General features: G+C 70.3%; 4 protein-coding genes. 2 read left to right on the top strand and 2 right to left on the bottom strand.

Going from position 1 to position 15,941, the window contains the following annotated elements:
- Window positions 1–7: 7 nt before the first annotated feature.
- Complete coding sequence (locus tag ACWDUA_RS10965) at window positions 8–4,165, top strand: AAA domain-containing protein (protein ID WP_449751043.1); 4,158 nt, start codon at window positions 8–10, stop codon at window positions 4,163–4,165.
- A gap of 843 nt (window positions 4,166–5,008) precedes the next feature.
- Here the strand turns inward: ACWDUA_RS10965 and ACWDUA_RS10960 are convergent.
- Together ACWDUA_RS10960 and ACWDUA_RS10955 are read right to left on the bottom strand one after the other, a co-directional pair.
- Window positions 5,009–5,815, bottom strand: coding sequence for an SIR2 family NAD-dependent protein deacylase (locus tag ACWDUA_RS10960; RefSeq protein WP_449751042.1), 807 nt, complete (start codon window positions 5,813–5,815; stop codon window positions 5,009–5,011).
- Window positions 5,812–6,243: an HIT family protein gene (locus tag ACWDUA_RS10955; RefSeq protein ID WP_449751041.1), complete on the bottom strand. Its 432-nt coding sequence runs from the start codon at window positions 6,241–6,243 to the stop codon at window positions 5,812–5,814. The genes ACWDUA_RS10960 and ACWDUA_RS10955 overlap by 4 nt, the downstream gene beginning before the upstream one ends.
- A 465-nt stretch (window positions 6,244–6,708) precedes the next feature.
- Between ACWDUA_RS10955 and ACWDUA_RS10950 the strand changes: the two genes are divergently transcribed.
- Complete coding sequence (locus tag ACWDUA_RS10950) at window positions 6,709–15,939, top strand: fatty acid synthase subunit beta domain-containing protein (RefSeq protein ID WP_449751040.1); 9,231 nt, start codon at window positions 6,709–6,711, stop codon at window positions 15,937–15,939.
- The last annotated feature ends 2 nt before the right edge of the window (window positions 15,940–15,941 follow it).

The raw sequence follows: 15,941 nt of genomic DNA, 5'->3' as shown, positions 1-15,941 counted from the left end.
CGGCCCCATGGACGAGGGGGAGAGTCGCGACGTTCGTCGCGATCAGGTCTTCCGTCTGCTCGGGTACCTCCGCGATCTCGTCCGATTACGGTCGGTCACGGTCCGCGATCTCGACCGGCATCCCGCGCACGTCCCGGTGGGTTCGGGTACCCAGATCCCCATCCGAACCGGGGCGGTCGGCGGGCAGCTGCTTCTCACGGTGGACGCCGATGCAGACGGGCACGCGCAGTTGTCGACGCTGATCGACGAACTGCACGCTCGTCCCGAATCCCGGCAACTCGTCCTCGCCGCCGGGCTGGTCACGGTGGCCGCGCCCGGTTCCGATTCCGGCCCCGTGGTCCGCGATCATCTGCTCACCCAGGAGGTCGTCGCCGACCGCGACGACGAGACCGGCACCATCCGGATCACGCTGGGCACCGGGTCGGTCCCGGTGCTGCAGGATTCCCATCTCCTTGCCTCGACAGCCGGCATCGACCTCGAACCGGTGGTCCGGCTGCGCGCCAAGGTCGACGCACTGCCCAACGCGGCGCACGCCAAGGCGGCCGAACTCGTCGACGAGTGGACCAGGCGCGTCAAGGTCGACACCGGCCTGGTGCACCTGACCACCACCACATCGACCGCGCTCGTCGTCCGTGAACGCGGTGCCTCGGCCGTGCTCGACTTCTACGACGGCATGCTGGCGGCGCTCCGCGACTCCGACGACGTGCCGATCGGACTCGCCCAGCTGATCGCCCCGGTCGAATCAGACGAACGCATCGCCGCACTGGCCGACGCGGGCGCGATGCCCGCCGACGAACTCGTCGCCGACGCCCTGTATCCGCTGCCCGCCAACGTCGAACAGCGCGACGTCTTCGCACGCCTCGGCGTCGACAGCGGTGTGGTGGTGGAGGGGCCGCCGGGAACCGGTAAGACCCAGACCATCGCCAATATCGTCGCCGCGCTACTCGCGAAGGGTCAGCGTGTCCTGGTCACCAGCGAGAAGGCGCACGCCCTCGACGTCGTGCGTGACATGCTCCCGCCCGAGCTCCAGGAGCTGACCGTCTCCACCGCCGACGTGTCCCGCGACCGGTTCTCCGCGCTGGTCTCCGGCGTGGAGGCGATCGCCGAGCGCAAGGCGACCTACACCGAGAGCGTGGCCACCGCCGAGATCGCCGACCTCGCCGACCGTCGGGAACAGGCGATCGAGCGGCGCGAGCGCGCCCTCCGTGGCCTGTGGGATCTGCGTCGCGCCGAGACCGAGGTCCACGACTGGGTGGCCGGTGACTACCGGGGCACCGCCGCCGAGATCGTCCGCCAGACCACCGCCGACGCCGACGAGTACGACTGGCTACCCGGACCGATCGACGGCGCCGTGCCACCGCTGGACACCGCGGAGTTCGTCCGGCTACTGGATCTGTTGCGCCGCACCGAGGGACAGCCCGATCGGCTGGCGCAGCGATTCGTCGACCTCGAGGCGCTGCTACCGGACGCGGCCACCACCGATCGGATCTGTGCGCGCATCGCGCGCCGCCCGGCCGGGCCGGTGCGTCCGGGGGGATCGCTGCTGTCGATCCTCGCCGGTGTCGACAGCGATCGGTTGGTGCGGCTGAAGGAGATCTGTGATCATCTCGCGATCGCCGCCGGGGAGGTCCGGATGTACCCGCCGACCATGGTGGACATGGCCGATCGGTTGCTCGCCGGGCAGGCGGCACACCTGTGGTCGCGGGTGGCCACGCTCTCGCCGGTGATCGCCGACGCGGCCGGCCGGGATCGGGAGCTCGGCGCCCACGCGGTCGGCGTCGACGGTGCCGGACCGGGTGACGGCGCGATCTTTGCGGCAGCGGCCCACTACCTTCGATCCGGCGGCAAGTGGCGGGGACGGCTGCGCCGTTCCGAAGAGCAACGCGCGGTGGAGGATTCCGCAGTCACCGCCACCGTGGACGGGCGGACGCCCACGGATGCCGCGGGCCTGCAACTGGTGGCCGATCACCTCGCGGTGGTCGACGCGATCCATCAGGTTCACCGCGTTCTCGCCGACCTGCACGTGCCGATCGACACCTCGGGTTCCCGCTCCTCGCAGCTGAACCGGCTGGTGCAGCTCGACGGCCAACTCGGCTGGATCTCCACCCTCCTCACCGAACGCGACGCGCTGGTCCGTGAACTGGAGGCGATCAGCCCGGCCGGACCACGGCCCCGCAGCGTCGACGAGGTGGCCGCCGTCGCCCACGAGGCCGGTGCCGTCGCAGCGGCCAACGACGGGCTGCTCGCCGAGGCCGAGCTCGCCGACCACACCCACGCCCTGGCCGTCGAGTTCGAGAAGGGTCCCTCACCCGAGGGCGACGCCCTGCTCACCGCGCTGTCGGCGGGCGACGCCGTCGCGATCCGCGCCGCGCGTCGGGCGGCGGTCACCGCACATGCCCAATGGCAGGATCAGACCGCACTCGATCTGCTGCGACTTCGGTTGCACGCCAAGGCCCCCGCACTCATGATCCTGCTCGCCGACACCGCCGACGACCCCGCATGGGACACCCGACTGCGATCGGTGAGTGGTGCGTGGGCGTGGCGCCGCGCACGGGTCTGGGCGGCCGAACGCAGCGATCCGCGTGGCGAGGTGGTGCTTCAGGCGGCACTCGACGAAGCCGAGGCCGACATCGCGCAGCTCACCACCCAGCTCGCTGCGGCGCGGGCCTGGCGGGCCTGCCTGTCGCGCGTGACCGTCGGCCAGGTGCAGGCGCTGCAGGCCTACCGCGACCACATGATCAGCCTCGGTAAGGGCTCGGGTAAGCATGCGCCACGATTCCGGGCTGCGGCCCGTGAGGCGATGGCCGAGGCCCAGGATGCCGTCGCGGCGTGGGTGATGCCGTTGTCGCAGGTCGTGGACACCGTTCCGGCCCATCAGAACAGCTTCGACGTGGTGATCGTCGACGAGGCGAGCCAGGCCGATGTCACCGGTGTCCTCCTGCTGTGGCTCGCGCCACGGGTGATCGTCGTCGGCGACGACAAGCAGTGCGCGCCCAACGGATTGACCGCCACCACGCTCGACGAGGCATTCGCCACCCTCGACTCGCATCTTCCGGATCTCCCGCACTACCTGCGTGATGGTCTGACACCGCGGTCGAGCCTGTTCTCTCTGTTGCGCAGCCGATTCGGGCATCTCATCCGCCTCCGAGAGCATTTCCGATCGATGCCCGAGATCATCGGCTTCTCCTCCGCCCAGTTCTACGGCGACGCCCCGCTGATCCCGGTGCGTCAGTACGGTGCCGATCGGCTCGACCCGCTCCGGACGGTGTCGGTGGACGGTACCGCGACCGGGTCGGGTGCATCGATCGCCAACGAGGTCGAAGCCGAGGCCATCGTGAGCGCGTTGTGTGATTGTCTTACCGACCCCGCTTACGACGGAAGGGATTTCGGCATCGTCGTGCTGCAGGGAAACAAGCAGGTCGATGTGATCGAGCGGATCGTGGCCGACCGGATCGACGAGGCCACACGCCGTGCACGGCGGATCCGGGTGGGCAGCCCGCCGGACTTCCAGGGCGACGAACGTCGCGTGATGTTCCTGTCGATGGTCGTTTCCGATCCCGGAGCCATCGCTGCGCTGACGCGAGCCGAATCCCAGCGCCGGTTCAACGTCGCCGCCTCGCGGGCGATGGACCAGATGTGGCTGTTCCACTCGATCGCCCTCGACGACCTCGGTTCCGGTGACCTGCGTCGGTCGCTGCTGGGCTACATGGTGGCCAACGCCGGTCCGGCTCTGCCGCCGATTCCGGTCGACGTGCCGACCGACGTTCGCGTGGAACCGTTCTCGAGCCTGTTCGAGCAGCAGGTGTTCGACTGTCTGGCCGCGCGCGGCTATCACGTCACCCCCAAGGTGGTGGTCAACAATCGGACCATCGACCTCGTGGTGACCGGCGCCGACGGCCGCATGGCGGTCGAATGCGACGGCGACGAGTTCACCTCGACCGGAGCACAGGCACGTTCGGACATGGAACGCGAACGCGAACTGCGCCGCTGCGGTTGGGAATTCTGGCGGATCCGGGAGTCGGAGTTCGAGCTCGACCCGGAGTCGGCGCTCGCCGGTCTGTGGATCGCCCTGCAGGCTCGCGGTGTCGAGCCGGGATCGGTGGTCGTGTCCGAAGCCGCCGAGCAGATCGCCTGGGCGCCTGTCGATCTGGGTCCGGGGGAGTAGGGGTTTCGACTTGGGTCCTCGCCCTTCGGGCTCGGTCCCGGCTCAACCATCGAGAGTGGTTGTGGTAGTGGGTGGTTGAGCCGACGAGGAGCGTAGCGAGGAGGCGTGTCGAAACCTCTGTCGGCCGGGTGCTGGTGGTGGCCACTTCGAGGGGTGGGTGGGGGCGTTGGTGTGTTGCGGGGTTTCGACTCGGGTCCTCGCCCTTCGGGCTCGGTCTCGGCTCAACCATCGAGAGTGATTGCGCGCGTTGTGTGGCGGTTGATCGGTTCGGGATCAACCATCGGAAGTGGTTGTGCGCGTTGTGTGGCGGTTGATCGGTTCGGGTTTAACCATCGGAAGTGGTTGTGGTAGTGGGTGGTTGAGCCGACGAGGAGCGGAGCGAGGAGTCGTGTCGAAACCTCTGTCGGCCGGGTGCTGGTGGTGGCCACCTCGAGGGGTGAGTGGGGACGTTGGTGTGTTGCGGGGTTTCGACTCGGGTCCTCGCCCTTCGGGCTCGGTCCCGGCTCAACCATCGGAAGTGGTTGTGCGCGTTGTGTGGCGGTTGATCGGTCCCGGCTCAACGATCGGAAGTGGTTGCGCGCGTTGTGTGGCGGTTGATCGGTTCGGGTTCAACCATCGGAAGTGGTTGTGCGCGTTGTGTGGCGGTTGATCGGTTCGGGTTCAATCATCGGAAGTGGTTGCGCGCGTTGTGTGGCGGTTGATCGGTCCCGGCTCAACGATCGGAAGTGGTTGTGGTAGTGGGTGGTTGAGCCGACGAGGAGCGGAGCGAGGAGTCGTGTCGAAACCTCTGTCGGCCGGGTGCTGGTGGTGACCACAAGGCAGACTGACGGTGGAACTGGCTGCTCATCCCCGACGACGGATCGCGTCCACGAGCGCCGGTAGGGCGGTGGCTGCGCCGGCTCGGATGCTGTGGGTTGCCACCTCGGTCAGGGCCGACGGCTCGGGATTGATCTCGATCACCGGCACACCGGATGCCGCGGCACGTTCGGGCAGCGACGCGGCCGGGTAGACCACGCCGCTGGTGCCGACCACGAGGACGACGTCGGCTCCGCGAAAGGCGTTCTCGGCCCGCTCCCACGCGTCGGCGGGTAGGTGCTCGCCGAACCAGACGATCCCGGGCCGGACGGTGCCACCGCAGACCGCACACGTGGGCGGGGTGAGGCGCGGATTCTGCTTCGAACCCTCGGGTTCGACGGCCGAATCGGCGTCGGGCCCGTCGTAGGGTGCATCGCACACCGAGCAGCGGGGCGCGAACAGGCTGCCGTGGAGATGGCTGAGCACCGGCGTTCCGGCACGCTCGTGCAGGTCGTCGACGTTCTGCGTCACCACCATCAGCGCGCGCTCGTCGTCGCCGGCGCCCACTGTGGACAGGTCGGCCAGCGCGAGGTGCCCGGCGTTGGGTTGGGCGGCCCGGACCAGGTGTGCACGCCAGTGATACCAGCCCCACACCAGCGCCGGGTCGGCGTCCCAGGCCTCGGGGGAGGCGATCGTCGACGGATCGAAGTTCTCCCACAGCCCGGTCTGGGCGTCGCGGAAGGTGGGCACCCCGCTCTCGGCGGACATCCCTGCGCCGCTGAAGACCGTGATCCAGTCGGCGTCGGCGACGGTGGCCACCACCTCGTCGGGGATGGTCGGCACGCCCGCGGTCATGAATGGTCCTCTGCGGTCAGGGCATCGCGCAGGATGCGTGCGGTGGTGTCCGGGTCGGGATCACGGCGAACCACCAGGCCGCGGACGAATCGTGCCCGGTCGCCGTCGGTGCGGGGCACGACGTGCAGATGTGTGTGGAACACGGTCTGGAATGCGGCACGACCGTCGTTGATGGCCAGGTTGATCCCGTCGGCGGACAATTCCGACGATCGCATCGCTGCGGCCACTCGCTGGCCGGCCCAGAGTATGCGGGCGCCGTTGTCGGGATCGAGATCGGCGAGTCCGGAGGAATGGGTCCGGGGCACGATCAGGGTGTGTCCCCGCACGATGGGCCGAATGTCGAGGAAGCCGACGACGTGATCGTCGGAGTAGACGATCCGGGCCGGCGATGCCCCCGACACGATGTCGCAGAAGACACAGTCGGTCATGTCCGATGACCTTACGTGGGAGTAGGCCACGGTGTGTGCGGCGGCTCGCCAGGAACGCGACTGTTAAGTGCTGTACGTCACATAACGATTGGATAACGAACCATCTCTGACCTGCGGAGCGATCGCTCGGTGGCGGAAAATGCGCCGTGAACTGCCGTGATTCTCGACAGGTGGAAAACGGCTTCGGAAAAGGCATTTGTTACCCGCGGGGATACTCACGGGTATACCGCGCGGTCAGGTCTGAACATGAGGAATCCCTCACTTTTATGTGCCATGATGGTCCTCACGAACACGTCGATGGTGCCTCGAAGTCGAGGTGCGATCCCTGAAGTGCTTGTCCGACAGGCGTGTTCGCAAACAGTGCAACCAGAGGGCCAGGCCGGCGATCACCCGGATGAGGTCGCGATGCCACGCGTCCGGGGTCGGCTCGGGTTGCCACACATCACGAAGCCATCAGGAGGCCATGTGACCGTCGATCACCACCGCACCGGAGCCGGCGCAGCCCACAGTGGGCGCGCCACGCAGACACTGATCGACCGCCTCACCGGCGGCGAACCGTACGCCATCAGCTTCGGCGGTCAGGGTGCGGCATGGCTGCCGACCCTCGCGGAACTGGTGATCGACGCCGACCTCGAACATCGCATCAGTGCGATCGTCGATGCTGCCGAGCGTCTCGTGGAGCCGGTCGCCGAACAGGTCACCATGGCCCGCCCCGACGGCTTCCACCCGCTGAGCTGGGTTCACGCGCTCGATGCCGAAGAGGCCGTTCCGGCCGACGCCGAGCTCGCCGACTTCACCCTGTCCGGCCCCGGCGTCCTGCTGACCCAGCTCGCTGCGATCGAGTCCCTCAAGAAGCAGGGTCTCGACACCGCGCAGATCACCCCGGCCGCCGTGATCGGCCATTCCCAGGGCACCCTCGCGACCGGTGCCGTCGGCGCCAACGGCGAGATCGCCGAATCGGGCCAGGGCGGTCTCCTGGCGATCGCGCACCTGATCGGCGCCGCCGGAACCATCGTCGCCCGTCGGCGCGGTCTGGCCACCGCGGGCGACGGCACCCCGATGCTGGCGGTCACCGGCATCCGCCCAGAGCGTATCGATGCCCTCCTCGCGGACTACCGCGCCGGCCTCACCGGCGCCGAGCTCGAGACCGCCCCGGTGGCGGCGATCCGCAACAGCCGCACCTCGGTGGTGCTCTCCGGCGCGCCACGCCACCTCAAGGGCTTCGCCGCCCACTGCGAGAAGGTCGCCGCAGACGAGGCCGACGAGCGTAAGCGCAAGGTGACCGGCGGTGCGCCGTTCGCCCCGACCTTCGACCACCTGACCGTCAGCGTCGCCTTCCACCACCCGGCGATGGCTCCCGCGGTGGACCTGGTCTCCGAGTGGGCCCGGATCTGCGGCATCGACGTCGAGCTCGCCGCCCGCTTCGCCCGCGAGATCCTGGTGGAGACCGTCGACTGGGTCGGTACCGTCGATTCGGCCGTCGCCGCCGGCGCCACCTGGATCCTCGACCTCGGCCCCGGTGACCTCGCCACCCGTCTGGCCTCGCCGCTGGTGCGCGGTCAGGGCGTCGGCCTGGTCGCCGCCGCGACGCGTGGCGGACAGCGAAACCTGTTCAGCCCCGGCGGGATCCCGGAGGTGGCCCGCCGCTGGAGCGAGTTCGCCCCCAGCCTCGTCGAGCTGCCCGACGGCCGCCAGGTGGTCGAGACCGCCTTCACCCGACTGACCGGGCGCTCACCGATGCTCCTGGCCGGCATGACCCCGACCACCGTCGATCCGGCGATCGTCGCCGCCGCGGCCAACGCCGGTCACTGGGCCGAGCTCGCCGGCGGTGGCCAGGTCACCGAGGCGATCCTCGCCGACAACGTCGCCAAGCTCACCGACCTGCTCGAGCCCGGCCGGCAGGCCCAGTTCAACTCGCTGTTCCTCGACCCCTACCTGTGGAAGCTGCAGCTCGGCGGTAAGCGCCTCGTGCAGAAGCACCGTGCCCAGGGCGCGCCGCTGGACGGCGTGATCGTCACCGCCGGAATCCCCGAACTCGACGAGGCCGTCGCGCTGGTCGATGAGCTCGTCGAGGCCGGCCTGCGCTACGTCGCCTTCAAGCCCGGCACCGTCGAGCAGATCCGCTCGGTCATCCGGATCGCCGCGGAGGTCCCGCACCACCCGGTGATCGTGCAGATCGAGGGCGGTCGCGCCGGTGGTCACCACTCCTGGGAAGACCTCGACGACCTGCTGTTGTCGACCTACGGTGAGCTGCGCGCCCGCCCGAACGTCGTCCTCTGCGTCGGCGGCGGCATCGGCACCCCCGAGCGTGCCGGCAGCTACCTCACCGGCGCCTGGGCCACCGCGCACGGATTCCCGGCCATGCCGCTCGACGGCATCCTGGTCGGCACCGCCGCGATGGCCACCAAGGAGGCCACCACCGCCCCCGAGGTCAAGCAGCTGCTTGTCGACACCGCCGGTTGTGACGAGTGGATCGGTGCCGGTCGCGCCACCGCCGGAATGGCCTCGGGCCGCAGCCAGCTCGGCGCCGACATCCACGAGGTCGACAACGCCGCCTCGCGGTGCGGACGCCTGCTCGACGACGTCGCCGGTGATGCCGACGCCGTCGCCGAACGCCGGGACGAGATCATCGCCGCGATGGCACCGACCGCCAAGCCCTACTTCGGCGACATCGCCGACATGACCTACCGCGCGTGGCTCGACCGCTACGCCACCCTCGCCGTGGGCGACGCCAACGACGACCAGCTGCCATGGGCCGACATCACCTGGCAGCAGCGTTTCGTCGACATGCTGCGCCGCACCGAGGCCCGGATGAACCCGCAGGACTCGGGTGAGATCCCCACCATGTTCGCCGACGCCACCGCCGTCGCCGATCCGCACGCCGCGATCGATGCCCTCGTCGGTGTCTACCCGGCGGTGGAGGCGGACCTGCTGCACCCGGCCGACGTCGCGTTCTTCCTCGACCTGTGCCGCACCCCGGGCAAGCCGGTCAACTTCGTCCCGGTGATCGACAAGGACGTCCGCCGCTGGTGGCGCAGCGACTCGCTGTGGCAGGCGCACGACCCGCGCTACTCGGCGGACGCCGTGTGCATCATCCCCGGCCCGGTGGCCGTCGCCGGCATCACCCGGGTCGACGAGCCCGTCGGCGACCTGCTCGACCGCTTCGAGGCCCGCGTGGTGGCCGACCTGTCGGCCGCGGGGGAGACCCCGGTGCCGGTGGAGTCCCGCAAACAGGCCGGACTGGTCGAGGCCGACGGCGCCCTGACCACCGTCCTCGAGGCCGACGACGTCAACTGGGCCGGCCGCATGGTGCCGAGCCCGATCGCCCGACTCGGCGACCGCGATCGCTGGACCGTGATCTCCGGCGAGCGTGCCGAGCACGAGCCGTCCGGTGCGGTACTCGAGCACGTCACCGAGGATCGCTTCGACCTGGTCGTGCCGATCTCCGGTGCGTCCGTGCGTATCCCGCTGCTGGTCGACACCTCCTTGCGGGACGGCGGTGCCCCACGGGTGCTCGCCGACGATGCCTCGACCGCGATGCGCGAGATCCTCACCGTGGCCGCCGGTGGTTCGCTCGCCCCGGTCACCGGGGGAGTGTCCACCACCACCGTCGCCTGGCAGCCCGACTCGGTCGCCGACCACGCCGCGGTGACCGGCTACACCCTGCCGGCGCACCTGCACCCGACCACCCCGGCGCAGCCCTACGGCTTCGCCGTCCCCGACACCCTGGTCCGCTCCTGCTGGCCGAGTGTCTTCAGCGTCATCGGTGCCGCCACCACCGACGCCGGACTGTCGGTCGTCGAGGGGCTGCTCGACCTCGTCCACCTCGACCATGCCGTCGAGGTGACCGGCCAGATCCCTTCCACCGCAACCGAACTCGTCGTCACCGCCACCCTCGGTGCGGTCGCCGACACCGAGGTCGGTCGAGTCGTGGAGGTGTCGGTCGACATCCGCGACGGCGACACCCCGGTGGCGGTGATGGCCGAGCGGTTCGCCATCCGCGGACGCCTGGGCGAGGCCGAACTCCTCGATCCGGCGCGTGCCGGTGGCGCCCTCGGCGACGAGCGGTCGGCCACCCGCAAGCCGCTGCGCATCGCCACCATCACCGCCCCCGCGCGGATGCACGGTTTCGCCGCGGTCTCCGGTGACCGCAACCCGATCCACACCGACGCCTCGGCCGCCAAGCTGGCCGGTCTCGGTGACCCGATCGTCCACGGGATGTGGCTGTCGGCGGCGGCGCAGCAGGTGCTGACCGCCACCGATGCCAAGAACGCGCTGCCGTCGCCGCGTCCGCTGCTCGGCTGGACCGCCCGCTACCTGGGTATGGTCCGCACCGGTGATCAGATCACCATCCGTGCCGACCGCGTCGGTCTCGACGCCGGCCGCGAGGTGGTCGAGGTCACCTGCAAGGTGGGCGACGACCTGGTGATGAGCGCGACCGGTCTGCTCGCCGCCCCGCGGACCGTCTATGCCTTCCCCGGACAGGGCATCCAGCACAAGGGCATGGGCCTCGACGCCCGGTCGCGGTCCAAGGCCGCCCGCGAGATCTGGGATCGTGCCGACAAGCACACCCGCGCCGCGCTCGGCTTCTCGATCCTGGCCGTCGTCCGCGACAACCCGACCACCCTGGTCGCCGGTGGCACCACCTACCACCATCCCGACGGCGTGCTGTTCCTGACGCAGTTCACCCAGGTCGCCATGGCCACCCTGGGTGTCGCGCAGATCGCCGAGCTCAAGGAGGCCGGCGGCTTCGTGGAGGGTGCCATCACCTGTGGCCACTCGGTCGGTGAGTACAACGCGCTGGCCGCCTGTGCCGGTGTGCTGCCGCTCGAGGCCGTCCTCGAGGTGGTCTTCCAGCGTGGCGAGGCGATGCACCACCTCGTCCCGCGAGATGCCAAGGGGCGCAGCGACTACCGTATGGCCGCCATCCGTCCGAGCCAGTTCGGCCTGGATGACGCGCAGGTCACCGACTTCGTCGCCGAGGTCGGCGCCGAGGTGGGCGAGTTCCTCGAGGTGGTCAACCTCAACCTGCTCGGTTCGCAGTACGCGATCGCCGGCACGGTCAAGGGCCTGGAGGCCCTCGAGGCCGAGATCGAGCGTCGCCGTCTGGAATTCGGTGGCCGCCGTTCGTTCATCGTGGTGCCCGGTATCGACGTGCCGTTCCACTCCACCGTGCTGCGCGCCGGTGTGCCGGAGTTCCGCGGCAAGCTCGACGCCCTGCTGCCCGAGCACATCGACCCGGAGATCCTGGTCGGCCGCTACATCCCGAACCTGGTGCCGCGCCTGTTCAACCTGGAACGCGCCTTCGTCGCCGAGATCGCCGCGCTGGTCCCGTCCGACCCGCTGGATGCCGTTCTCGCCGAGTGGGATTCGTGGGAAGCACGGCCGAGTGATCTGCTGCGCGTGGTGCTGATCGAGTTGCTGGCCTGGCAGTTCGCCAGCCCGGTCCGCTGGATCGAGACCCAGGAACTGCTGTTCGCCGGCCCCGAGCGCGACGGGCTGGGCGTGCAGCGCTTCGTCGAGATCGGGGTGAAGGGCGCCCCGACCCTGGCGGGTCTGGCCACCAACACCCTCAAGCTCGACCAGTACGGATCGGCGACCACCGAGGTGGTCAACGTCGAACGCGACAGCGACGTCATCCTGGCCCAGGACTCCGCGCCCGAGCCGGAGGCCGACGAGTCCGCCGCCGACGACGCTCCCGCTGCCGAGACCGCCACCGCCGCACCGACTCCGGCCGCCGCACCGGCTCCCGTTGCCGCGGCGGCCGCGGGTCCGCGCCCCGACGACATCGCCTTCGGACCGGCCGATGCGGTCAAGTCCGTGATCGCCTTGTGGACCAAGATGCGGACCGACCAGATCGGTGCCGCCGACACGATCGAGGCGCTGTGTGACGGTGTCTCCTCGCGACGTAACCAGCTGCTGCTCGACATCGGCGGCGAGCTCGGCCTCGGCGCCATCGACGGTGCCGCCGAGGCCGACATGGCCGCACTGGCCTCCACCGTCAGCAGCCTCGCCCGCGGGTACCGCCCGCTCGGTTCGGTGCTGACCGACGCCGTCGGCGACCAGATCCGCAAGGTGATCGGCCCGACCGGCAAGCGTCAGGGGTACATCGCCGACCGCGTCACCGGCGTGTGGCAGCTCGGCCCCGGCTGGGGTCTGCACACCACCGTCGCCCTGGCCCTGGGAACCCGCGAGGGTGCCAGTGTCCGCGGCGGCGACCTCGGTGACCTGCTCGACGGAGCGGTCGCCAACACCGAGGCCCTCGACGCCCTGATCGACCGTGCGGTCGCCGCAGCCGGTGCCGCCCGCGGGATCGCGGTGGCCAAGCCGGCCGCCGAATCCGGTGGCGGGGCCACCGTCGACGCGGCCGCGCTGGGTGAGTTCACCGAGCAGATCACCGGTCGCGACGGTGCCCTGGCCTCGGCCGCCTACACCGTGCTGTCCAAGCTCGGCCTGGCGGAGGAGCTCTCCACCCCGGAGAACGTCGAGGACCCGAACGCGGTGGTCGCCGCACTGGTGAGCGACGAGCTCGGCTCCGACTGGGCCCGTACCGTCGCCCCGGTGTTCGACGAGGCCACGGTGGTGCTGGTGGACGACCGCTGGGCCACCGCCCGTGAGGATCTCGCCCGTATCTGGCTGGCCGACGCCACCGAACTCGAGGCCGACGGCGATGCCCGCGTCACCGGCTTCACCGGCACCGGAGCCACCGTCGCCGAGCACGCCGGATGGTGGCAGGCCAAGGCAGCGGCTGCCGGGAACCCGGTGCACGAGCGCATCTTCGGTGCCATCGTGACCGCCGCGCAGGAACCCGGTACGGGTCGCTGGAGCGACGAGGTGGCCGTGGTGACCGGCGCCAGCAAGGGCTCGATCGCCGCATCGGTGGTCGGCGGCCTGCTGGCCGGTGGCGCGACCGTCGTCGCCACCACCTCGCGTCTGGACTCCGGTCGCCTGGCGTTCTACAAGGAGCTCTACCGCACCCATGCCCGTCACGACGCCGCCCTGTGGGTGGCCCCGACGAACATGGCCTCCTACACAGACATCGACGACCTCGTCGCCTGGCTGGGCGGCGAGCAGACCGAGAACCTCGGCGGCACCACCGCGGTGGTGAAGCCCGCGCTGAAGCCCACCCTGCTGTTCCCGTTCGCCGCCCCGCGCGTCGCCGGTGACCTCACCGACGCCGGCGGTCGCGCCGAGCTGGAGATGAAGGTGCTGCTGTGGTCGGTCGAGCGGCTGATCGCCGGCCTGTCCGACATCGGCGCCGACCACGATCTCGCGGCCCGGCTGCACGTCGTGCTCCCCGGATCGCCCAACCGCGGTCTGTTCGGTGGTGACGGCGCCTACGGCGAGTCCAAGGCCGCCCTCGACGCGCTGACCAACCGGTGGGCCGCCGAGGACTGGGGTTCACGGACCACGCTGGCCCATGCCCTGATCGGCTGGGTCAAGGGCACCGGCCTGATGGGTCACAACGACGGACTCGTCGACGCCGTCGAGGCGGCCGGGGTCCGCACCTGGACCACCGAGGAGATGGCCACGAACCTGCTGGGTCTGTGCGAGGCCAACACCCGCGCCACCGCCCGGGAGACCGCGGTCACCGCCGACTTCACCGGTGGGCTCGACCCGTCGATCGACCTGAAGGCCCTGGCCTCGCAGGCCGCCGACGCCGCCGGCCCCGACACCGACGAGGCCGTCGACGCCGACGAGCAGATCACCGTCGCGGCGTTGCCGGCACCGGCCCGCGCCAAGCGGGGACTGCGTCCGGAGTGGGCGCCGATCGACGCCCGCCCCGAGGACCTCGTGGTGATCGTCGGCGCCGGTGAGCTCGGGCCGTACGGCTCGGCGCGTACCCGCTTCGAGATGGAGGTCGACGAGAAGCTCAGCGCCGCAGGTGTTCTGGAACTCGCGTGGAACACCGGCATGATCCACTGGGACACCGCGCCCAAGCCGGGCTGGTACGACACCGAGTCCGGTGATCCGGTCGCGGAGTCGGAGATCGCCGAGCGGTACCACGATGCGGTGGTCGAGCGCTGCGGTATCCGCCGCTACGCCGACGACGGCGCGATGATCGACAACACCTCGCCGCTGATGACCTCGGTCTTCCTCGACGAGGACCTCACCTTCACCGTCGCCTCGGAGGCAGAGGCCCGGGCCTTCGCCTCGGCCGAGCCGGGCAAGACCCGCGTCGTCGCCGACGAGGAGACCGGTGAGTGGAAGGTGACCCGCCTGGCCGGCACCGAGATCCGCGTGCCGCGCAAATTCGAGCTCACCCGCACCGTCGGCGGTCAGATCCCCACCGGCTTCGACCCCACCCGCTGGGGCGTGTCGGCCGACATGGTCGAGTCCATCGACCGGGTCGCGCTGTGGAACCTGGTCGCGACCGTCGATGCCTTCCTCTCCTCGGGCTTCACCCCGAACGAGCTGATGCGGTGGGTGCACCCGGGCCTGGTCGCCAACACCCAGGGCACCGGCATGGGCGGCATGACCTCGATGCGCGAGCTGTACATCAACACGCTGCTCGGCGAGGCCAAGGCCAACGACATCCTGCAGGAGGCGCTGCCGAACATCGTGGCCGCACACGTCGTGCAGTCCTACATCGGCAGCTACGGCGCGATGATCCACCCGGTCGCCGCATGCGCCACGGCCGCGGTGTCGGTCGAGGAGGGTGTCGACAAGATCCGCCTCGGCAAGGCACTGTTCGCGGTGGCCGGTGGGTTCGACGACCTCGGCATCGAGGGCATCGTCGGATTCGGTGACATGTCCGCCACCGCCGAGTCGGCCAAGATGGCCGCCCGCGGGATCGACGAGCGACGCTACTCGCGGGCCAACGACCGTCGCCGCGGGGGCTTCGTGGAATCGCAGGGCGGTGGCACGATCCTGCTGGCCCGCGGTGACGTGGCCGCCCAGATGGGTCTGCCGGTCCTCGGTGTGGTCGCCTGGGCGCAGAGTTTCGGTGACGGTGTGCACACCTCGATCCCGGCCCCGGGTCTCGGTGCCCTGGGTGCGGCCCGCGGTGCCGCCGACTCGCCGCTGGCCTGCGCGCTGAGCGCGCTCGGTGTGGGGGCCGACGACGTGGCGGTGGTGTCCAAGCACGACACCTCCACCCGCGCCAACGATCCCAACGAGTCCGAGCTGCACGAACGGCTGGCCGGTGCGATCGGACGTGGTGACGGTGCGCCGCTGTTCGTGGTCTCGCAGAAGTCGCTGACCGGCCACGCCAAGGGTGGCGCCGCGGCCTTCCAGCTGATCGGGCTGTGCCAGGTGCTGCGCGACGGCGTCATCCCGCCGAACCGCAGCCTGGATTGCGTCGACGAGAAGATGCGCGAGTACCCGCACCTGGTGTGGCCGCGTGAGACCCTGCGGATGGGGGAGCGGTTCCCGCTCAAGGCCGGTCTGCTCACCAGCCTCGGCTTCGGGCACGTGTCCGGGCTGATCGCGGTGGTCCATCCGGAGGCGTTCATCGCCAGCCTGCCCGAGGCCCAGCGCGGGACCTACCGTGCTGCGGCCGCCGAGCGTGAGCGCAACGGCAACCAGCGACTGCTGGAGGCCATGTGCGGTGGCGAGGCCGCCTACCGTCGCCCGGCGAACCGCCGGTTCGACGAGGCGCTCGACGAGCACGACGCCGAGGCCGGGCTGCTGCTCGACCCGTCGGCACGCCTGTCGGCCGCCGACGCCTACGCCACCCCGGGATACGCGGGCTGACC

The sequence above is a fragment of the Gordonia sp. NPDC003376 genome, from assembly GCF_053589235.1.
Note: the sequence above shows the minus strand (reverse complement) of the source record. Positions and strands in the feature narration are given on the sequence as shown.